15 protein-coding genes are annotated in these 21,223 nt (G+C 62.0%); all 15 read left to right on the forward strand.

The annotated features are described in order from the left end of the window. Window positions 1-3 precede the first annotated feature (3 nt). The 15 genes from rfbB to ACTWJ5_RS30270 all read left to right on the forward strand — a co-directional run bounded on the left by rfbB (window position 4) and on the right by ACTWJ5_RS30270 (window position 21,205). A complete protein-coding gene (rfbB, locus tag ACTWJ5_RS30200; RefSeq protein WP_074980283.1) occupies window positions 4-1,062 on the forward strand; it encodes a dTDP-glucose 4,6-dehydratase in 1,059 nt (352 codons plus the stop codon). Then, window positions 1,059-1,967 (forward strand): dTDP-4-dehydrorhamnose reductase, encoded by a 909-nt coding sequence (gene rfbD / locus ACTWJ5_RS30205; protein ID WP_444437117.1) that lies wholly within the window; start codon window positions 1,059-1,061, stop codon window positions 1,965-1,967. Before rfbB ends, rfbD begins: the two co-directional genes overlap by 4 nt. After that, a complete protein-coding gene (gene rfbA / locus ACTWJ5_RS30210) occupies window positions 1,964-2,845 on the forward strand; it encodes a glucose-1-phosphate thymidylyltransferase RfbA (RefSeq protein WP_074980288.1) in 882 nt (293 codons plus the stop codon). Before rfbD ends, rfbA begins: the two co-directional genes overlap by 4 nt. Beyond that, window positions 2,845-3,402, forward strand: a complete 558-nt coding sequence (rfbC, locus tag ACTWJ5_RS30215) for a dTDP-4-dehydrorhamnose 3,5-epimerase (RefSeq protein WP_074980290.1) — start codon at window positions 2,845-2,847, stop codon at window positions 3,400-3,402. The genes rfbA and rfbC overlap by 1 nt, the downstream gene beginning before the upstream one ends. Next, window positions 3,399-4,229: an ABC transporter permease gene (locus ACTWJ5_RS30220; protein WP_444437118.1), complete on the forward strand. Its 831-nt coding sequence runs from the start codon at window positions 3,399-3,401 to the stop codon at window positions 4,227-4,229. The genes rfbC and ACTWJ5_RS30220 overlap by 4 nt, the downstream gene beginning before the upstream one ends. Continuing rightward, window positions 4,219-5,568 carry an ABC transporter ATP-binding protein gene (locus ACTWJ5_RS30225; RefSeq protein WP_444437119.1) on the forward strand — a complete coding sequence of 450 codons (1,350 nt, stop codon included), beginning with the start codon at window positions 4,219-4,221 and terminating at the stop codon, window positions 5,566-5,568. The genes ACTWJ5_RS30220 and ACTWJ5_RS30225 overlap by 11 nt, the downstream gene beginning before the upstream one ends. Next, a complete protein-coding gene (locus ACTWJ5_RS30230) occupies window positions 5,555-9,760 on the forward strand; it encodes a glycosyltransferase (RefSeq protein ID WP_444437120.1) in 4,206 nt (1,401 codons plus the stop codon). Before ACTWJ5_RS30225 ends, ACTWJ5_RS30230 begins: the two co-directional genes overlap by 14 nt. Next, on the forward strand, window positions 9,760-11,574 hold the full coding sequence (locus tag ACTWJ5_RS30235) for a haloacid dehalogenase (RefSeq protein ID WP_444437121.1): 1,815 nt from the start codon (window positions 9,760-9,762) through the stop codon (window positions 11,572-11,574). The genes ACTWJ5_RS30230 and ACTWJ5_RS30235 overlap by 1 nt, the downstream gene beginning before the upstream one ends. A gap of 85 nt (window positions 11,575-11,659) precedes the next feature. Next, on the forward strand, window positions 11,660-12,277 hold the full coding sequence (cysC, locus tag ACTWJ5_RS30240; RefSeq protein WP_444437122.1) for an adenylyl-sulfate kinase: 618 nt from the start codon (window positions 11,660-11,662) through the stop codon (window positions 12,275-12,277). Window positions 12,278-12,336: 59 nt separating this feature from the next. Next, window positions 12,337-14,103: a sensor histidine kinase gene (locus ACTWJ5_RS30245; protein WP_444439685.1), complete on the forward strand. Its 1,767-nt coding sequence runs from the start codon at window positions 12,337-12,339 to the stop codon at window positions 14,101-14,103. Next, a complete protein-coding gene (locus tag ACTWJ5_RS30250) occupies window positions 14,100-15,482 on the forward strand; it encodes a sigma-54-dependent transcriptional regulator (RefSeq protein ID WP_444437123.1) in 1,383 nt (460 codons plus the stop codon). Before ACTWJ5_RS30245 ends, ACTWJ5_RS30250 begins: the two co-directional genes overlap by 4 nt. A gap of 131 nt (window positions 15,483-15,613) precedes the next feature. Next, the gene (locus tag ACTWJ5_RS30255) at window positions 15,614-17,035 is read left to right on the forward strand and encodes a UbiA family prenyltransferase (protein WP_116425110.1); all 1,422 of its coding nucleotides are present in this window, start codon (window positions 15,614-15,616) and stop codon (window positions 17,033-17,035) included. Continuing rightward, on the forward strand, window positions 17,035-18,351 hold the full coding sequence (locus tag ACTWJ5_RS30260; protein ID WP_444437124.1) for an FAD-binding oxidoreductase: 1,317 nt from the start codon (window positions 17,035-17,037) through the stop codon (window positions 18,349-18,351). The genes ACTWJ5_RS30255 and ACTWJ5_RS30260 overlap by 1 nt, the downstream gene beginning before the upstream one ends. Then, entirely contained in the window at window positions 18,348-19,088 is a 741-nt protein-coding gene (locus tag ACTWJ5_RS30265; RefSeq protein WP_444437125.1) for an SDR family oxidoreductase, read from the forward strand. Before ACTWJ5_RS30260 ends, ACTWJ5_RS30265 begins: the two co-directional genes overlap by 4 nt. After that, window positions 19,085-21,205 carry a hypothetical protein gene (locus tag ACTWJ5_RS30270; protein WP_444437126.1) on the forward strand — a complete coding sequence of 707 codons (2,121 nt, stop codon included), beginning with the start codon at window positions 19,085-19,087 and terminating at the stop codon, window positions 21,203-21,205. Before ACTWJ5_RS30265 ends, ACTWJ5_RS30270 begins: the two co-directional genes overlap by 4 nt. The last annotated feature ends 18 nt before the right edge of the window (window positions 21,206-21,223 follow it).

The raw sequence follows: 21,223 nt of genomic DNA on the forward strand, positions 1-21,223 counted from the left end.
GCAATGACCATTCTCGTCACCGGCAGCGCCGGCTTCATCGGCGCCAACTTCGTTCTCGACTGGCTGGCAGGCAATGACGAAAAGGTCATCAGCCTCGACAAGCTGACCTACGCCGGCAACCGCCAGAACCTGGCCAGCCTGGGCGGCGACGAGCGGCATGTGTTCGTGCACGGCGACATCGGCGATGGCGAACTGGTCTCCCGTCTGCTGGCCGAGCACCAGCCCCGCGCCATACTGAACTTCGCCGCTGAATCCCACGTCGACCGCTCCATCCACGGCCCGGAAGACTTCATCCAGACCAATATCGTCGGCACCTTCCGCCTGCTGGAAGCGGTGCGCGCCTACTGGAATGGCCTTGGCGACGAGCCCAAAGCCGCCTTCCGCTTCCTCCACGTCTCCACCGACGAGGTCTACGGCTCGCTGGGTCCGAACGATCCGGCCTTCCGCGAAAGCAACAAGTACGAACCGAACAGCCCCTACTCGGCCTCCAAGGCCGCGTCCGACCACCTGGTCCGCGCCTACCACCACACCTACGGGCTGCCGGTGCTGACCACCAACTGCTCGAACAACTACGGCCCCTATCACTTCCCCGAGAAGCTGATCCCGCTGGTCATCCACAACGCCCTGGCCGGCAAGCCGCTGCCGGTCTACGGCGACGGCCAGCAGGTCCGCGACTGGTTGTACGTGAAGGATCATTGCGCAGCCATCCGCCGCGTGCTGGAAGCCGGCCAGCTGGGCGAAACCTACAACGTCGGCGGCTGGAACGAGAAAGCCAATATCGACGTGGTCCATACCCTGTGCGACATCCTCGACCAGGAGCAGCCGCGGGCCGACGGACGGAGCTACCGCGAGCAGATCACCTTCGTCAAAGATCGCCCCGGACACGACCGCCGCTACGCCATCGACGCCACCCGCCTCGAACGCGAGCTGGGCTGGAAACCGGCGGAAACCTTCGAGACCGGCATCCGCAAGACCGTGCGCTGGTACCTGGACAACCAGGCCTGGGTGAACAACGTCACCAGCGGCGCATACCGTGAATGGGTAGGTAAGCAGTACGCATGAACAAGATCCTTCTACTCGGCGCCAACGGCCAGGTCGGCTGGGAACTCCAGCGCGCCCTCGCGCCCCTGGCGCAACTGGTGATCTGTGACCGGCAACGGGCCGACCTGAGCGACCTCGCGGGGCTGGCCCGGCTGGTCGCCGAAGAACGTCCCGAGGTGATCGTCAACGCCGGCGCCTACACCGCGGTGGACAAGGCCGAAGGCGACGTCGACGCTGCCCGCCGGATCAATGCCGAGGCTGTCGCGACCCTGGCCCAGGCGGCTCGGGAAATCGATGCCTGGCTGGTGCACTACTCCACCGACTACGTCTTCGACGGCAGCGGCGACACGCCCTTCGAGGAAGACGCCGCCACCGGCCCCCTGGGCGTCTATGGCCAGACCAAGCTGGAAGGCGAATTCGCCATCCGCGAGAGCGGCTGCCGCCACCTGATCTTCCGCACCAGTTGGGTCTATGCCGCGCGCGGGGCGAACTTCGCCAAGACCATGCTGCGCCTGGCCAAGGAGCGCGACGAACTGCGCGTCATCGCCGACCAGGTGGGCGCACCGACCAGCGCCGAACTGATCGCCGACGTCACCGCCCTGGCGCTGCAGCGCCTGGCCCATGATGCCGGCCTGCGCGAACGCGCCAGCGGCACCTATCACCTGGTGGCCAGCGGCGAGACCAGTTGGCACCGCTATGCCCAGTTCGTCATCGGCGAAGCCATCCACCTGGGCGCCGGCCTGCGCGCCACGCCAGAACGCATCGCCCCCATCGCCACCAGCGAATATCCGCTGCCGGCGAAACGCCCGGCCAACTCGCGCCTGGCCAACGACAAGCTGCAACGCACCTTCGGCCTGGTACTGCCCACCTGGGAGTACCATGTCCAACGCATGATCCGGGAACTGGTAGACCAGGGAGCAATATGAAACGCAAAGGCATCATCCTCGCCGGGGGTTCCGGCACCCGCCTGCATCCGGCGACCCTGGCCATCTCCAAGCAGCTGCTGCCGGTCTACGACAAGCCGATGATCTACTACCCGCTCAGCACCCTGATGCTGGCGGGCATCCGCGACATCCTGATCATCTCCACCCCGCAGGACACCCCGCGCTTCGAGCAACTGCTCGGCGACGGCAGCCAGTGGGGCCTGAACCTGCAGTACGCCGTGCAACCGTCCCCGGACGGCCTGGCCCAGGCGTTCCTGATCGGCGAGGAGTTCATCGGCAACGACCTCTGCGCCCTGGTGCTGGGCGACAACATCTACCACGGCCACGACTTCCAGGAACTGCTGGTCAGCGCCATGCAGCGTACCTCCGGCGCCAGCGTGTTCGCCTACCACGTGCATGATCCGGAGCGTTACGGCGTGGTCGAGTTCAATGCCGACGGCAAGGCCATCAGCCTCGAGGAAAAGCCGGCCAAGCCGAAGTCCAGCTACGCGGTGACCGGCCTGTACTTCTACGACAACCAGGTGATCGACATCGCCAAGAACATCAAGCCCTCCGCCCGCGGCGAGCTGGAGATCACCGATGTCAACAAGGCCTACCTGGAAGCCGGCAAGCTTTCCGTGGAAATCATGGGCCGCGGCTACGCCTGGCTGGACACCGGCACCCACGACTCGCTGCTGGAAGCCAGCCACTTCATCGCCACCCTGGAAAACCGCCAGGGCCTGAAGGTCGCCTGCCCGGAAGAGATCGCCTTCCGCCAGAAGTGGATCAGCGCCGAGCAGCTCGAAGCCCTGGCCGCCCCGCTGGCCAAGAATGGCTATGGCCAATACCTGAAACGCCTGCTGGTCGAGACCGTCTACTGATGAAAGCTACCCGTCTTGCAATCCCGGAAGTGGTCCTGATCGAACCCAAGGTCTTCGGCGACGACCGCGGCTTCTTCTTCGAAAGCTTCAACCACCAGCAATTCGAGGAAGCCATCGGCCGCCCGGTGAAGTTCGTCCAGGACAACCATTCGCGCTCCTCGAAGGGCGTGCTGCGCGGCCTGCACTACCAGCTCCAGAATCCCCAGGGGAAACTGGTGCGCGTGGTCAACGGCGAAGTCTTCGACGTCGCCGTGGACATGCGCCGCTCCTCGCCGACATTCGGCAAATGGGTAGGCGCCCTGCTGAGCGCAGAGAACAAGCACCAGCTGTGGGTACCGGAAGGTTTCGCCCATGGCTTCGTGGTGCTGTCGGACTCGGCGGACTTCCTCTACAAGACCACCGACTACTACGCACCGCAGCATGAGCGCTGCCTGGCCTGGAACGATGCCGAGGTGGGCGTGGACTGGATGCTCGAGCGTCTTGCCGGCGTCAGCCCGCAGCTCTCGGCCAAGGATCAGGTCGGCAAGGCACTCTCCGAGGCCGAGTGCTACGCATGAACCCCCACGCAGCGGCTCCGGTTTCCCTGCCGTCTCTACTGCGCAGCCTGTGGGCCCATGGACAGTTGATCGTGCAAATGACCCGCCGCGAAGTGGTGGGTCGCTACAAGGGCTCGGTCATGGGGCTGCTGTGGTCCTTCCTCAATCCGCTGTTCATGCTGGCGGTGTATACCTTCGTGTTCTCGGTGGTATTCAAGGCCCGATGGGGTGGCAGCGAAGATGAAAGCCGTGGCCAGTTCGCCGTCATCCTGTTCGCGGGGATGATCGTGCACGGCCTCTTCGCCGAAGTGCTGAACCGGGCGCCGACGCTGATCCTCGGCAACGTCAACTACGTGAAGAAAGTGGTCTTCCCGCTGGAGATCCTGCCGGTGGTCAGCCTGGCCGCCGCGCTCTTCCACAGCCTGGTGAGCGTCGTCGTACTGCTGGGCGCCAAACTGCTGATTACCGGCACCCTGCAGTGGACATCGGTATTCCTGCCGCTGGTCCTGCTGCCCCTGATGATCTTCACCCTGGGCCTGGCCTGGTTTCTCGCCTCCCTTGGCGTCTACCTGCGCGACGTGGGCCAGACAATCGGAATCCTCACCACCATCATGCTGTTCCTGTCCCCGGTGTTCTTCCCGGTCACCGCGCTGCCGGAAAACCTGCGCCCATTGATGATGGCCAACCCGCTGACCTTCATCATCGAGCAGGCCCGGGATGTGCTGATCTGGGGCCGCCTGCCGGCCTGGCGAGGTCTGACGCTCTACATGCTGGCATCCAGCCTGACCGCCTGGCTCGGCTATGCCTGGTTCCAGAAGACACGTCGAGGTTTCGCGGATGTCCTCTGACGATGTGGCGATCCGCGTCCGCGGTATCAGCAAGTGCTTCACGACATACGATAAGCCCCATGACCGCCTGAAACAGGCGTTCATGCCACGCCTGTACCGCCTGCTGGGCCGCCCCGCGCCCCACTATGGCCGGGAATTCTGGGCGCTGAAGGACATCGACTTCGAAATTGCCCGTGGCGAAACCGTGGGCATCGTCGGCCGTAACGGTTCCGGCAAGTCGACCCTGCTACAGATCATTTGCGGCACCCTGATGCCGACCAGCGGCGAGGTCGAAACCCATGGCCGCATCGCCGCGCTGCTGGAGCTGGGCTCGGGCTTCAACCCCGAATTCAGCGGGCGCGAGAACGTCTACCTGAACGCCTCGGTCCTTGGTCTGAGCCGCCAGGAGGTGGACGAGCGCTTCGACAGCATCCTGGCCTTCGCCGACATCGGCGACTTCATCGACCAGCCGGTGAAGAACTACTCCAGCGGCATGGCCCTGCGCCTGGCCTTTGCGGTGCAGGCGCAAGTCGACCCGGACATCATGATCGTCGACGAGGCCCTGGCGGTCGGGGATGCGCGCTTCCAGGCGAAATGCTTCGAACGCCTGCGCCAATTGAAGGAGAACGGCACCAGCATCCTGCTGGTCACCCACTCCAGCGAGCAGGTGGTCACCCACTGCTCGCGCGCCATCCTCCTGGACTCGCATCAGGTACGGATGATCGGCGAGCCGCGGCCGGTGATGAACCGTTACATGGACTTGTTGTTCGGGCGAGAAAAGCGCGAGGGCAGCGCTACCGAGGCACCTGTCGCGCAACAACTATCCGCTGAGGAGTCGCAGCTCAGCTTCGACGAAGACACCTTCGCCAGCCGGCCGCACTACAACCCCCACGAATATCGCTGGGGCGACGGTGGCGCAAGCATCCTCGACTTCGAGCTGCGTGCCGATGGACGTGCCTTCTCCCACAGCGCGGAATCTGGAACGAAGATCACGCTGGATGTGGCCATCCGTTTCAATCACCTGGTGGTCAATCCGATCCTAGGCTTCAACATCAAGACCAAGGAGGGCGTCACCCTCTGCGGCAGCAACTCTTTCCTGCTGGGCTGCGATCAGTTCCAGGGCTCAGGCCAGCCGGGCCAGGTGCTGCGCATGCGCCTGCAATTCCACAACCACCTGGCCTGCGGAGACTATTTTCTTTCACTGGGCATAGCTTCACGACAGGGCGAGGACATAGTCCCGCATGATCGTCGCTACGACTCCATACACCTGGTGGTGGCACCCACCGAAACAGTCCTGGGACTCGTTGACCTGGGACTGACCATGGAAATGAATCAGGTACTCGTTGATGTTCCAACTTGAGAGCAAGGGCTATGTGTTCGACGCCGAGCAGGGGATCTGGAGACGTCCGGACTATGCGGGAATAGCCTATAGCGACGGGGACAATGCCGAAACTCGGCTCGGTCGAATTATCCATGCGGCATCTGACCTGTCGGTACTTTCGTCCGAATTACGCCTTCAGTGCCAAGACTGGCAAACGCTCTACCATCTCAGCTCTCAACGAGCCAATGTACTGCGTCCCTTCGAACATCTGCTCAAGGGCAAGGTCCTGGAGATTGGCGCAGGCTGCGGGGCCATCAGCCGCTACCTGGGCGAGGCTGGCGGCCAGATACTATCCTTGGAAGGCAGCCCGCGACGCGCCACAATCGCGGCTAGCCGTACTCGTGATCTCGACAACGTGACGGTACTGGCCGAACGTTTCGACGATTTTCAGACTGACGAACGCTTCGATGCCATCACCCTGATCGGGGTCCTCGAATACGCGAGCATGTTCAGCACTGGGGAGAACCCTGCCCTGAGTATGCTGGAACGAATCCGAGGCTTGCTAAACCCCGGGGGACGTCTTTTTGTCGCCATCGAAAACCAGTTGGGTCTCAAGTATTTCGCCGGGGCCCCGGAAGACCACCTCGGTCTGGCGATGTATGGAATCGAGGGACGCTATAGGAAAGGCCAGCCGCAAACCCATGGCCGCAAGGTGCTATCGGAACTGATGCGTCAGGCCGGTTTCCCCAATGTCGAATTCCTTGCGCCCTTCCCCGACTACAAGCTACCCAGGTCGATCGTGACCGAGCACGGCTGCAATGCGGCGGACTTTGATGCAGCAGCCTTCGCCTGGCAAACAGTGCAGTCCGACCCACAATTACCCCGCTCACTTCATTTCAGCCTGTCGCGCAGTTGGCCAACGATATTTGCCAATGGATTGGGCATGGATCTGGCCAACTCCTTTATCGTCGTGGCGAGCGAGTCCGGACAGCCGGCGGTAGCGAGTGATCTGCTAGCCCTGCATTACAGCACCGAGCGCCGCAAAGCCTACTGTAAAGAAGCCAGGTTCCAACGTTGTACCGATGCAGCTATCCGTGTTCGCAATCAGCGCCTTGGCACCTCGATTGACGACAGCGAAGCCGCCTATCAACTCAGCTTCACCGCCGAAGAGCCATACTGGAGCGGACAATTGCTGAGCCAGGAGTTCAACGAACTCATCTCTACCCCCGACTGGACGATCGAGCAAGGCGTTGGTTACCTGCGCCAGTTTCTTTACCGGCTCCAGGAACTCCTTGCTTCCCTCGGTCACGACTCAGTAGATCTGAAACAAGCTCGGAGCCAGCTTCCTGGCATCCTGATGGATGCGCTGCCGCACAACATTGTCGTCGACGCACAAGGTACTACGCATCTCTTCGATACCGAATGGCACAGCAGGAAAAAGCTCGAGCTTGGTTTTTTACTCTGCCGCGGCCTGTTCTTACTGATCAACCAGGCCAACAATCTTCAAGCGCCGCAAGGCAATGCAGGTATTTCCCGGGCAACATTGGTCCTAGAGCTTCTGGCTGCGACAGGACTGCAGCTCGACGAAGGGGACCTGGAGCGCTACCAACAGCAAGAAGCAGACTTTCAACAGCAAGTCACCGGGCAGCCAATCGAGCAACTGGACAGTTGGCGACTCACCGATCCACTCGTCGTCACGCCATCCGCCTTGGCGAGCCTCTATTACGCTACCGATAAGCAAGATTTCAATGAGCAGGCCAGCTACCATCACCCCCTCCATATAGGGCGCCAATTGGTCGAGATTCCCCTTCACTCAGCAGGGGAGTCCATCAGGCGCCTTCGGTTGGATCCCTCGGATCGACCGAGTTGGCTGGTCATTCATGAACTGGAAGTCCTGAACACAAGTGGTCAGGTACTGTGGAAGCACTCCACAGCCCCGCAACCATTTTGCATAGGGCTCGACATCGTGCTGGACAGCGACGGCCAAGCGCTACTGTATGCCGAAAACAACGACCCGCAGATATATTTGCCAGAATTGCCGCCATATGGCGAACTGATCGTACGCTTGGACATTGATCTGCTTGATGGGGGACAAGCCAATCGTCTCGCCCGGCAGTTGGAGCGGGCGAACTCGCAACACAATGAAGTTCTGCAAGAGCTGCTGGAAAGTAGACAACGAGCCGACAAGCTGCAATTGCACGCGGATGGGTTACAACAGCGTCTGGCTGATAATGACCATCTGATTCGTATGCTGAACAACAGCCTCGATGAAATCCGCAATTCCACCAGTTGGCGCCTCACCCGCCCGCTCCGCCTGGCCGGGCGCTTGTCCCGCAGGGCACTGAACGCCGCGCGGGCGGCGCGACACCTGGCTCGCCAACACGGCTGGCGCAAGTTGCTGGAACGCGGCCTCCAGGTGCTACGTCGGGAGGGTCTGCGCGGGGTCGTCGCGCGTGCGCGCCAGCATCGCCGGCTGCAGCTGCAACAGCCACTGCCGGCTACCAACCTGCTGAAGGTCGTACCCACAATCCTGGGCAGGGATGCGGCAGGCCGTTACCAACTGGCCAAGACCGGTGGTTATTGCTACATCCCCCCCGCTCGACCGGATGATCTGGAAACCCGCATCGAATCCATCAGCAGCCGCCCGTACTTCTCGATAGTGGTGCCGGTATACAACACTCCGCTGGACCTGCTGGACAAGCTGCTGGCTTCGGTGCGCAATCAGTGGTATCCGCACTGGCAATTGATCCTGGCGGACGACAAGAGTCCCGCCGAGGACATTCAGGTTGCCCTCGCGAGCATCGACGACCCGCGCATCAAGGTGCTGCGCCTGGAAAAGAACCAGGGCATCTCCGGCGCCACCAACGCGGCCATCGAGGCGTCCGACGGCGATTTCATCGTGTTCCTCGACCACGACGACGAGCTGACCGCCGACTGCCTCTACGAAATGGCGCTGTGCATCGAACGCGACGCACCCGACTTCATCTACAGCGACGAGGACAAGCTGGCCGAGGATGGCAGCTACACCCAGCCGCACTTCAAGCCGGACTGGTCGCCGGACACGATGATGAGCACCATGTTCACCTGCCACGCCTCCTGCGTGCGCAAGAGCCTGCTGGAAAAGACCGGGTTGCTGCGCAGCCAGTTCGATGGCTGCCAGGACTGGGACTTCGTGCTGCGGGTCGCCGAACATACCCGGCGGATCAGCCACATCCCGAAGGTGCTCTATCACTGGCGGATCATTCCCGCCTCGGTGGCCTCGGACATCGCCGCCAAACCCTACGTCCTCGAAGCCTCGCGCCAGGTACGCCTGGATGCGCTGCGCCGCCGCGGCCTGGCCGGCGACGTGGAGCCCGTCACCCAGGTGCCCGGCTACTTCCGGGTCAACTATCACCTGCAGGGAACGCCGCGGATCTCGATCATCATTCCCAGCCGCGACAATTCCGAAGTGCTGCGCCGCTGCCTGGACTCGATCCGCAGCCAGACGACCTACGCCAACCACGAAATCATTCTTCTGGACAATGGCTCGGTGCAACCCGAGACACTGGCCTACCTGGAAACCCAGAAGAAGCAGGAAGGCACCCAGGTCATCCGCCACGACGCTCCCTTCAATTTCTCCGAGCTGAACAACCTGGGCGTTCGGCACTCCCGGGGAGACATCCTGCTGTTCCTCAATGACGACACAGAAGTGCTCTGTCCGGACTGGCTCGAGCGCATGGGTGGATATGCCCAGCTGCCGCATGTCGCAGCCGTTGGTGCGAAGCTGTTGTACCCCGGCAACAAGGGCATACAGCACGCCGGGGTTCTGAACCTGGCCAATGGTCCGGTGCATGCCTTCCTGCATCATGACAGCGAGGCACCAGCCTACTTCATGCGCAACCTGCTCGAATACAACTGGATGGCGGTCACCGGCGCCTGCCTGATGATGGAACGCAGCAAGTTCGACGCGCTCGGCGGTTTCGACGAATCGTTCCCCGTGGCCTACAACGATATCGAGCTGTGCTTCCGCGGCATCGAGCGCGGCTACTTCAATGTGGTCTGCCAGGCCGTCTCGCTGGTCCACCACGAGTCCGTCAGCCGCGGTCTGGACCAGATCGATCCGGCGAAGCTGGCGCGCCTGCAGAACGAACAGGCCCGGCTCTATCAGAAGCATCCGCAGTATTTCCAGTACGACCCCTTCCATAATCCGAATCTGCATCCCAGCGGGCTCAACTTCGAGGTGCCGGCCTGATGCACGCCAACCTGATGCCGTCCTCCCCTGCAGAAGCCACGCGGTCCTATGACCTGAGCGAACTCGAACGCCTGATGGAACAGGCCGAGGCTGTGTCCTTCGATTTCTTCGACACCCTCTTCGTGCGCCCACTGCTCGACCCCGAGGACGCCTTCGAGATCCTGGCGCAACGCCACGCCATGCCGGACTTCCGCAGTCGCCGGCAGGCGGCCCAGGCAGGAGCCTTCCGCAACATGCTCGCCGCAGGCCGCAAGGAAATCACCTTGCAGGACATTTACGCCTGCTTCGAGGGCGACCAGGCCCATGCGATGATGCGCGCGGAATACGAACTGGAACTGGAGCTGATCGAGCCCAACCCGGACCTGTTCCCGCTGTTCCAGCGCCTGGTGGCTGCCGGCAAGGCCGTCGCGATCACCTCGGACATGTATTTCTCGGCGGACTTCTTCCTCGACGCCCTGCGCCCCTACGGCCTGGAGTCGGTGCCGCTGTTCATTTCGGCCGACTGCAATGCCACCAAACGCGACAGCGGCGAGCTGTTCGACCACGTCGTACGGCATTTCAACCTCCCGGCCAACCGCATCCTGCACATTGGCGACAGCCTGTTGGGCGACGTGACCCGACCGCAGGAGAAGGGCCTGATGGCCTATCACTACCAACCACTGCGCAGCAAGCCCAGGGAGAAAGGTCTTTCCCTAGGCACTTCGATCGGCCATGGCCTGCTGCACACCCAGGGCCGGACCATCGACGCGGACAGCTATGAAGAACTGGGCTTCCTGTATGGTGGCCCGGCAACCGTCGGTTTCCTCCAGTGGATCAGCGAGCAGGCACGCCGTGACCGGATCGATCACGTTCTGTTCCTGTCGCGTGACGGATTCGCCCTCGAGCGCGTTGCGCGGCTGCGCCCGGAGCTGGCGCTGCCACGCAACGATTACTTCTATGGCTCGCGGATAGCCTTCACCCTCGCCGCCATCACCGAGCAGAACTTCACTCACCACCTGCCCTTCCTGCTGTCCGGCAGCGATGGACTCGCCCCCTGCGAACTGCTCGAACGCATTGGCGTAACCGCGCCGGCGGCAGAGGTGATGAACGACCTCGGCCTGGGCAGTGAAACCATCATTTCCCCCGCACTGCAGGAGACCTTGACCCGCTTCCTGTATGCCTATCGATGGGAAATCCTCAAGGTTTGCCAGACGAATCGACGGGCACTGTTCGGTTACCTGCAGCAGATCGGCCTGAAGGCAGGCCAACGCGTGGCACTTGTGGATGTGGGTTGGAGCGGCACGACCCAGGAAGCATTCGAGCAAGCCGTGCGCCCGCTGCTGCCGCTGGAAACCCACGGCTACTATTTCTGCCTGGCGGATACACCGGAGCGTCGTCGGCGCGATGGCCAGCAAAGCATGCGGGCCCTGTTCGACGGAACGAACACTGCCCCGGACGTCCTTTCGCGCCTCTACACCAATCGCGTTGCCGTCGAGTTGTTCTTCTCCGCGCCGCATGACTCCGTCATCGGGCTGGTGCCCGGCACGCCGGTGAGCATTCGCAGCGATGCCGGCCGTGATGCCTGCGATGATCTGCAAGGCGTGTCCAACGCCATCTGCGGTGGCATCGAATCGTTCGCCAGATTCTTCTATCCGCTGCAGGAACGCCTGCAGCTCCGCCTGCAACCGCAGGACATCGCCTGGCCAATGGTGGAACTCGCCAGCACGAGCAACTGGGATAACCTGCCGCTGATCAAGCGTCTGAGGAACTTCGATGCCTGGGGTAGCTCGCGCAACCGGACCCTGACCATCACCGACTACCTGAGGGCTCATTGATAGCGGAGAACGCCTCCGCCGCGCTCCAGTCGGCGCCTGCCAGAACAAGAACGAAAAATCGAAGGACCTGCGGAGGGATTGAACAATGGTGTCATTCAGCAAGGCAAACATCGTTTGGCAGCAGGGCAACATATCGCCACAACGACGCCAGCACCTGCTTGGCCAACGTCCCTGTACCCTCTGGCTCACCGGGCTGAGCGGGGCGGGCAAGTCGACGCTGGCCTTCGCCCTGGAGCATGCCTTGATCGAACAGGGCCGGCCCTGCTACGTGCTGGACGGTGATAACGTCCGTCACGGGCTGAATCGCAACCTGGGCTTCACGCCTGCCGACCGCGCCGAGAACATCCGGCGCATCGCCGAAGTGGCCCGCCTGATGAACGATGCGGGGCTGATCGTGATCACCGCTTTCATCTCGCCCTACCGCGAAGACCGCGCCATGGCCCGGCAGATCATCGGCGAGCACAGTTTCCAGGAAGTCCACGTGAGTACGCCCCTGGCCGTCTGCGAATCGCGCGATCCAAAAGGCCTGTACCTCAAGGCGCGCAGCGGCGACATCCAGGAGTTCACGGGTATTTCTTCCCCCTATGAACCCCCGGAGGCGCCTGAACTGGTACTCGACACCCATGAGCTGCCGGCCGAGGAATCGCTCTTCCGCCTACTGGAACTGGCGCTGGCGAGCAGCCGCCTGTCCTCCTTCCCCTGAGTGAACCGCAGGTGGCACGCTCTACTCGGCTCCCGCCTCCGGCCCAGTGGCGCTATGCCCTGGCGTTCCTGGTGCTGCTGTGGCCATTGCTTTGGTTGCTCCATCACTTCGCCGAGCGCTACTACAACGAGCAACTCGCCGAGCAGAACCAGCAGACCCTAGACCTCTACGTCGGCAACCTGCTCGGCACGCTGCGTCGCTACGAGGACCTGCCACCGATCCTCAGCGAGCTGCCGGCGCTACGGGCCACCCTGCGGCAGACCGAAGACCTGGAAACGAGGGACACGGCGAACGCCCGCCTGGCGGAGATCCGTCAGCGCACCGGTGCCGACGTCATCTACCTGATGCGCCCCGACGGGCAGACCCAGGCCGCCTCCAACTGGGACCAGCCGGACAGCTTCGTCGGCCGCAACTTCGCCTTCCGCCCTTATTACAAGGACGCGATCCAGGGTAAACCGGCGCGCTTCTTCGGCCTCGGCACCACCTCCAACCGGCGCGGCTACTACTTCGCCAGCGAAGTCCGGGATCCCGACAGATTGCTGGGCGTTCTGGTGGTCAAGCTGGACCTGGAACACATGGAACAGCTCTGGGGCAATACCCCGGAGCAACTGCTGGTCACCGACAGCAATGGCGTGGTCATCCTTTCCTCCAACAGCGCCTGGCGTTTCCATGCCAGCCGTCCGCTGTCGCCAGCCAAGCGGCGTGAGATCGCCGAGAACATTCCCTATCCGGTGCTCGATCCCAAGCCGCTGCGAATCGATGAGAAACGCTGGATCAGCCTCAGCCGCGAACTTCCGGAAACCGGCTGGACGGTGAGCATCTACACGCCGAAGGCGCAGATCGACAGGCCAGTACGCAGCGTGCTGCTGATAGGCGGCGCAACCCTCATGACCCTGCTGCTGTTGCTCGCCCTGCTGAGCATCAGCCGCCGTCACTATCTCGAGCGCATCGCCCTGGAGGCCCAGGCCAAGCGCCAGCTGGAGATGCGCGTACTGGAGCGCACCCAGGAACTGGAAGATGCCAACGCCCGTCTGCAGCAGGAGGTACACGACCGCGAGCAGGCTCAACGCGAGTTGATGCACGCCCAGGACGAAGTGGTCCAGGCCGGCAAACTGACTGCCCTGGGCACTATGTCGGCGAGTATCAGCCACGAGCTCAACCAGCCGCTCGCCGCCATCCGCAGCTACGCCGACAACGCCAGGGTGCTGCTCGACCACCAGCGCCTCGACGACGCCCGCGGCAATCTCGATCAGATCAGCTCGCTGACCGAGCGCATGGCCTCGATCATCGCCCATCTCAAGGCCTATGCCCGCGGTGCGCGGCGTGCGCCGGAGAACGTAGCCCTGCAACCGGCGATCAACGATGCCCTGGCCCTGGTGGCCAGCCGGCGCCAGGCGATGAACGTCGAGTTGCAGCGTGACCTGCCCGACGCACCGATCTGGGTGCAGGCCGGCGAAACGCGCCTGCGACAGATCCTCGCCAACCTGCTCTCCAACGCACTCGACGCCCTAAGCGAGAAGGCCCCGCCGCGGCGCCTCTGGCTCACGGCCGAGCAGAAGCCGGACGGCATCGTCCTGTACCTGCGCGACAACGGCCCGGGCTTCTCGGAACAAGCCCTGGCCCACGCCCGCGAACCCTTCTTCACCACCAAGACCAGCGCCAAGGGCCTGGGCCTTGGCCTGGCCATTTGCGACACCCTGCTACGCGCCCTCGGCGGCCGCCTGGAACTGGGCAATCACCCCGAGGGCGGCGCTCTCGTACAATTGCACCTGTTGCCGGGAGTCCCCGGCGTGATGCCGACGCCCCAGGAGGAAACCCGCGCATGAGCAGTGCCGCATTCGCCGCCGATACCCAGGTCCTGCTGATCGACGATGACCCGCACCTGCGCCAGGCGCTGGGCCAGACACTCGACCTCGCTGGCTTCCGCGCCACCAGCCTGGGCGATGCCCGGGAGCTGGACGCCAGCCTCGCGCGCGACTGGCCGGGCGTGGTGGTGAGCGATATCCGCATGCCTGGCGTCGACGGCCTGCAGTTGCTGGAACAGTTGCATGCCCAGGACCCGGAGTTGCCGGTGATCCTGATCACCGGGCATGGCGACGTGCCCCTGGCGGTCAAGGCCATGCGCGCCGGCGCCTATGACTTCCTCGAGAAGCCCTTCCCCAGCGACGCCCTGCTCGATAGCGTGCGCCGCGCCCTGGAGGTGCGTCGCCTGGTGCTGGAGAACCGCAGCCTGCGCATGGCCCTGGCCGAGCGCAAGGAAATGAAAGGGCGCCTGGTCGGCCAGTCGGCCGGCATGCAGCGCCTGCAGGAGCAGGTGGCAGCCTTGTCCGGACTGCAGGCCGACGTGCTGATCCTCGGCGAGACCGGCTCCGGCAAGGAAGTGGTGGCCCGTGCGCTGCACGACCTGTCCAACCGACGCAACGGCCCCTTCGTCGCCATCAACGCCGGCGCCCTGGCCGAGTCGGTGGTGGAAAGCGAGCTGTTCGGCCACGAGCAGGGCGCGTTCACCGGTGCGCAGAAGCGCCGTATCGGCAAGTTCGAGTTCGCCAACGGCGGCACCCTGTTCCTCGACGAGATCGAGAGCATGAGCCTGGACGTCCAGGTCAAGCTGCTGCGCCTGCTGCAGGAACGAGTGGTCGAGCGGCTGGGTTCGAACCAGTTGATTCCGCTGGACATCCGCATCATCGCCGCGACCAAGGAAGACCTGCGCCTGGCCGCCGACGACGGGCGTTTCCGCGCCGACCTCTATTACCGCCTGAACGTCGCCAGCCTGCGCATTCCGCCGCTGCGCGAGCGCGGCGAAGACATCCTGCTGCTGTTCCAGCATTTCGCCGAGCGCGCCGCGCAACGCCACGGCATTGCGGCCCGCACCCTTTCCCCCGCGCAACGCGCGCAACTGCTGGGGCACAGCTGGCCGGGCAATGTGCGCGAGCTGCAGAACGTCGCCGAACGCTTCGCCCTGGGCCTGGACCTTGGCCTGGACGAATACCAGGCCAACGCCCCCGCCCAGGCGGTCGGTGGCTCGCTGAACGAACAGGTAGAGGCCTTCGAACGCGCGCTGATCGCCGCCGAGATGGCCAACCAGCACAGCTCGCTACGCAGCCTGGCCGAGACGCTGGGTGTGCCGCGCAAGACCCTGCACGACAAGTTGCGCAAGCATGGGCTGCTGTTCAACCAGCCTGAGGGTACGTCAGGAGACGATTGAGGGCCCTCTGTCAGTTATCGGCTTTTTCTACGCCAGCTCAGCAGCTAGTATCCGCGCTTGCAGATTTACAAGAACGTAAAAGCATTTTTGCTCAATGGACTCTTCTCATGGACTTATCGAGGTAGTAGTACGTGTCAGCCCCCTTGGTCGTCGATCTTGATGGCACTCTTATCCACAGCGACCTACTGCTCGAATCCGGCCTGAGCTTTCTCAAGCGCCATCCTCTGAAGGCGTTGTCGCCTCTACGCTGGCTGGCCGGTGGCAAGGCGAACCTGAAAAGCCGCCTGGCCGGCGTAGCGCCAGTGGACGTCTCGGTACTGCCTTACAACAAGGCGGTCATCGAACTGATCCAACGCAAGAAGGAAGAAGGCCATCGCATCGTCCTGGCAACGGCCAGCCATCGTAGCTATGCCGAGCAGATCGCCGAACACCTCGGCCTGTTCGACCAGGTCCTGGCGACCGACGAGCACATCAACCTCTCGGCCCACCGCAAACGTGACGCTTTGGTCGCCGAATTCGGCATGCAGGGCTTTGATTACGCCGGCAACTCCAGTGATGACCTGCCCGTCTGGCAGGCTGCCCGCCGCGCCTATGTGGTGAACTCCAGCGGCAAGATCAGCCAGCGCGCTCACAGCCATGGCAACGTCGAGGAAGAGCTCAAGCATGAGGTGCAGGTCGCCCGCACCTGGATCAAAGCCTTGCGCATGCACCAATGGGCGAAGAACGCCCTGATTTTCGTGCCCTTGCTGGCCAGCCATCGCCTGCTGGAAACCCACTTGCTGCTCAATGGGTTGCTGGCATTCCTGTTCTTCGGTCTGTGCGCATCGAGCGTCTACGTGCTGAACGACCTGCTGGACCTGGAGGACGACCGTCACCACGCGAGCAAATTCCGCCGGCCGTTCGCCAGTGGCGCGTTGTCGATCAAGAGCGGCCTGCTCGCGTTCCCGCTACTATTGCTGGCCGGATTCAGCGGCGCCCTGCTGCTGTTGCCGTGGAAATTCAGCCTCGCGCTTCTGGCCTACTACCTGCTGACACTGGCCTACTCCTTCTGGCTGAAACGCCGAATGGCGGTGGATGTGCTGGTCCTGGCGATGCTCTATACCTCGCGCATCATTGCCGGCACCTTTGCCTTCGAGGTGAAGCTGACCTTCTGGATGCTGGCATTCTCGATGTTCATCTTCCTCAGCCTGGCGCTGGTCAAGCGCTACGCCGAGTTGCGCGATGCCCGGATGAAGGGCAAGAACCAGAAGACCCGCGGGCGCGGCTATTACCCCGATGACCTGGAGATGGTTTCCTCGCTGGGAGCCTCGTCGGGCTACCTGTCGGTGATGGTGCTGGCGCTCTACATCCAGGATGGCAGCACGGCGGCGATGTACCACTATCCACAGCTGATTTGGCTGGCCTGCCCGCTGCTGCTCTACTGGATCACCCGGATCTGGATGCTGACCCACCGTGGGCTGATGCACGACGACCCTGTGGTCTTCGCCATCAAGGATCGCACCAGTCTACTCATCGGCGCGTGCTTCGCACTGATCTTCTGGGTGGCCGCCTGATGGCCCGCCACCTGGCGTCCTGGGGACGCTACCCTTACGCCCCCCAGGAACTGCACCCCTGCGCCTGGCGTGATGAACTGCCGCCGCTATTCCAGCGTCTGGCAGCCAAAGGAACATTGCCCTATGGCAATGGCCGCAGCTACGGCGACAGTTGCCTGGCAGCCAGTGGCGAACTGCTGCAGACACGCCAACTGGACCGGTTGCTGGCAGCCGACTGGGAACAGGGCGTGGTTCGGGCGGAGGCAGGGGTGACCCTGGCCGAGCTGCTGGCGGTCGCCATCCCCCGCGGCTGGTTCCTGCCGGTCACCCCCGGCACCAAGTTCGTGACCCTCGGTGGCGCGCTAGCCAACGACGTGCACGGCAAGAACCATCACGTCCGCGGGACCTTTGGCCGCCACGTGCGCCGCTTCGCCTTGCTCCGCTCGGACCAGGCCGCCCCGCTGGAATGCAGCACCACGGAAAACCCCGAGCTGTTCCGCGCCAGCATCGGCGGCCTCGGCCTGACCGGCGTCATCGCCTGGGTCGAGTTGCAGCTGATGCCGATCGCCTCCAGCCGCATCGACAGCATCACCGTGCGCTTCGACTCCCTGGGCGAGTTCTTCAGCCTGTCCGAAGAGTTCGACAAGACCCACGAGTACACCGTGGCCTGGATAGATTGCCTGGCCAGGGGCCACTCCACCGGGCGCGGCGTGTTCTCGGTGGGTAACCACGCCCGGGAAGGCGCCCTGGAAGTCGATGGACGGCCCCGGCTGAGCGTGCCCTTGACGCCGCCGGTCACCCTGATGAACAAGCTCAGCCTGAACCTGTTCAACAACGCCTATTTCCATCTGCACAAGCCTGGGCGACACGCAGCGCAGGGCAGCTATGACCCGTTCTTCTACCCGCTGGACAGTATCCTGCACTGGAATCGCATCTACGGACGCAAGGGTTTCCAGCAGTACCAGTGCGTCATTCCGGAGGCTGCCGCCGAATCCGCCATGGCGGACATACTGGCCAGCATCGCGGCCAGCGGCAGCGGCTCCTTCCTGGCGGTGATGAAGCGCTGCGGCGACGTGCCCTCCCCGGGCCTGATGTCCTTCCCGATGCCGGGGGTGTCCCTGGCCCTGGACTTTCCCCAGCACCAGCGCCTGGAATCGGGGTTGTTCGGTCGCCTCGACCAGATCGTCAGGGCAGCGGGCGGTCGCCTCTATCCCGCGAAGGATGCGCACATGTCCGGTGACGACTTCCGCGCCTTCTATCCCGCCTGGCAGCATGTCGAAGCACTGCGCGACCCGGCCCTTCTCTCTCTCTTCTGGAAACGCGTGACCCAAGCATGAAGAATATCCTGATCGTCGGCGCCAGCTCCGCCATCGCCACAGCTTGCGCTCGCCAATGGGCCTCCGAGCGTGCCCGTTTCTTCCTGGTGGCGCGCAACGAAGAGAAACTCGGCCAGGTAGCCGACGACCTGCGCGCCCGTGGCGCCAGCGAGGTGCAGACCTATGCCCTGGACATGAACGACCTGCAGGCCCACGAAGCCATGCTGGCCGCCGCCTTCGCCAACCTGGGCAGCCTCGACATCAGCCTGATCGCCCACGGCACCCTGCCCGACCAGGCGGCCTGCCAGCAGGATGTCGAACTGGCCCTGCGCGAATTCTCCAGCAACGGGCTGAGCGTGATCGCCCTGCTGACGCGCCTGGCCAACCGACTGGAACAGCAACGCAGCGGCAGCATTGCGGTGATCTCCTCGGTCGCCGGCGACCGTGGCCGGCCCTCGAACTATCTCTACGGCACCGCCAAGGCCGCCGTCACCACCTTCTGCGAAGGGCTGCGCGCGCGCCTGTTCAAGGTCGGCGTACACGTACTGACCATCAAGCCCGGCTTCGTCGATACCCCGATGACCCAGGGGCTGCCTCTGCCCAAGGCACTGGTGGCGACTCCGGAGCGGGTGGCTGGCGATATCGTCCGTGCGGTGGAGAAGAAGAAGGACAGTATCTATACCCCGGCGTTCTGGGCGGGGATCATGCTGATCATCCGTAGCATCCCGGGCATGGTGTTCAAGAGGCTGTCTCTGTGAATTACCGGCAGATCAAATTTCCCCTCCTACTCCTGACGTTGGCAACCATATTCATCATTACGCTGTCAATTGCGGGGGGTGTCCGCTCTTACACGCCAGTTCCTACTTGGGATATGTGGGGACCTTTTCTAAGTGCCTACAAGCTCAGCAACCCAGGAGCATTGGGAGATATTTTTTCCCTGCATAACGAGCATCGAATAATCATTGCCCGTCTATTTTTCTGGATGGACATGTACTTATTCAATGGAAACACAACTTCCCTTATTATTTTAAATTATCTATTGGCTGCAGCCGCAGCCTACACATTCGCACTGATCGTACGAGATTGTTTCCCTAAAGAATCTGAAAAATCTACCCGCATAGCCACTACTTTGTTCACAACAGCACTCTGTTTCACCTGGATGCAGTGGGAGAACTTCACCTGGGCCTTCCAGAACCAGTTCTTCGCAGCACAGCTCGCACCACTCGTCTCAATGTTTCTTTTATACAAGGCCAGTATATCCTCAGAAAATGGTAGACTTTATTACTGGCTAGCCTGTACGGGAGGAGTTCTCTGCGCAGGAACCATGGCCAATGGAGTCATTGCTCTGCCTCTAATGGCGGCGACCTCATTTATATTTGGCTTCCGTCGCTGGCAAAGCGTCGTACTTTCCATATTATCTGCAGTAGTAGCTACTGCCTACTTCTACAACTTCCACACGCCTGGCAATCATGGCTCTCTCAGCCAAACACTTACCCACTCTCCCCTAGGGGTTTTGCACTACGTTCTCCTATACATTGGCAGTCCTGCCTATTTCATGACAGGAAGAACCCAGGCTGCTACCCTGACCGGCCTTTTCATTCTACTGAGCGCCATTTATTTCAGCATCCAGACGTTACGCTTTCGGCGTAACGACCATCTAATCATATTTCTTCTGATCTATCTTCTTTACATCGGAGGATCTGCACTAGGAACCGCGGGAGGGCGTCTAGTCTTCGGACTCGACCAGGCCTTAAGCAGTCGATATACAACACCTGCCGTAATGGGGTGGGCAACGCTAGCGATCATTTATGTACGCTACTTCTACCATAGGGTCGCCTTCGTAGTCCCGACAGCCCTTTTGATAGTTACCTTGGCGCTTATCCCCCAACAGCTCAATGCCCTGCAGAACAAGAGAGGGGACTTGCACGAAAAATTGGTCGCTGCACTAGCAGCAGAACTGCAAATACGCGACCAAAAGCAGATCCAGATGATTTTCCCTTCCGCGGACTATGTATTAAAAGCAGCGATAGAGCCCTCTAATCTGCACTATTCGATTTTTGGCGATGAGCGTATTAGGGGAGCTCACGAAGAACAGGGATACTCAGCTCCAACCAAGCTACTCGAAACATCGCAATGCCAGGGACACGTCGACCTGATTAGAGATGTGGAAGGTACAGTGGATTACCTATTTATCCAGGGGTGGATCTACAATGCTAAACAAAAGAGCACCCCGTCCATGGTACGTATCATTGACAGGAACGGTAAAATAGTTGGACGCGCAGTGACCGGTATGCCACGAAGCGATGTTCGGGCAGTAGTGAGCAAGAAAGCAACCTACTCTGGTTTCAGCGGATACATCAGCAAGTCTGCTTCTCGCGGAAAGCTGACAATTGTAAGCGACGAGCAAGACGGATGTCATATTGAGGGCCTACTGCAGGATGATGCATTCACTGCCCGTCCCTCCCGGTTCGCTGCACCAGACCGATTCGCCAGCACCCGCGCCATATATCAGCAGTCCGGTTGGAACGGATATGATGCCGACCGCTCTTATTCTTCTGATTATAAAATTCTCGGCACCTACGCAAGCCAACAGAAAAGCACGAACAACAAGCTGGTACTCAAGCTGCAGAAAGGCGAGTCCATTTACTACCGAGCCAGCGAAAACGGAACTCACCGGCTAATTATTAATGGCTTTGCGGACGAATACAGAGCCGATCTGCCAGCAGCAACAGAGTGGACAATTCTCAAGTTCGACCAACCATCACTCCCAGAAAGCTTCACCGTCACGCTGACAGATGATGGACAAACGAATGAAACCTGGTCTGCCGTGGCATTGCGAGTACCCAATAGCGACTCGGTACAAGCCTCGAACTGACTTCTTCGCAGATTTCCA

The organism is Pseudomonas sp. A6 (assembly GCF_052367875.1).
Taxonomy (GTDB): Bacteria; Pseudomonadota; Gammaproteobacteria; order Pseudomonadales; family Pseudomonadaceae; genus Pseudomonas; species Pseudomonas citronellolis.

Bases quoted from the DNA above. Each gene is read 5' to 3' on its own strand.
- rfbB (WP_074980283.1), top strand. From the start codon at position 4: ATGACCATTCTCGTCACCGGCAGCGCCGGCTTCATCGGCGCCAACTTC.
- rfbD (WP_444437117.1), top strand. From the start codon at position 1,059: ATGAACAAGATCCTTCTACTCGGCGCCAACGGCCAGGTCGGCTGGGAA.
- rfbA (WP_074980288.1), top strand. From the start codon at position 1,964: ATGAAACGCAAAGGCATCATCCTCGCCGGGGGTTCCGGCACCCGCCTG.
- rfbC (WP_074980290.1), top strand. From the start codon at position 2,845: ATGAAAGCTACCCGTCTTGCAATCCCGGAAGTGGTCCTGATCGAACCC.
- ACTWJ5_RS30220 (WP_444437118.1), top strand. From the start codon at position 3,399: ATGAACCCCCACGCAGCGGCTCCGGTTTCCCTGCCGTCTCTACTGCGC.
- ACTWJ5_RS30225 (WP_444437119.1), top strand. From the start codon at position 4,219: ATGTCCTCTGACGATGTGGCGATCCGCGTCCGCGGTATCAGCAAGTGC.
- ACTWJ5_RS30230 (WP_444437120.1), top strand. From the start codon at position 5,555: ATGTTCCAACTTGAGAGCAAGGGCTATGTGTTCGACGCCGAGCAGGGG.
- ACTWJ5_RS30235 (WP_444437121.1), top strand. From the start codon at position 9,760: ATGCACGCCAACCTGATGCCGTCCTCCCCTGCAGAAGCCACGCGGTCC.
- cysC (WP_444437122.1), top strand. From the start codon at position 11,660: ATGGTGTCATTCAGCAAGGCAAACATCGTTTGGCAGCAGGGCAACATA.
- ACTWJ5_RS30250 (WP_444437123.1), top strand. From the start codon at position 14,100: ATGAGCAGTGCCGCATTCGCCGCCGATACCCAGGTCCTGCTGATCGAC.
- ACTWJ5_RS30260 (WP_444437124.1), top strand. From the start codon at position 17,035: ATGGCCCGCCACCTGGCGTCCTGGGGACGCTACCCTTACGCCCCCCAG.
- ACTWJ5_RS30265 (WP_444437125.1), top strand. From the start codon at position 18,348: ATGAAGAATATCCTGATCGTCGGCGCCAGCTCCGCCATCGCCACAGCT.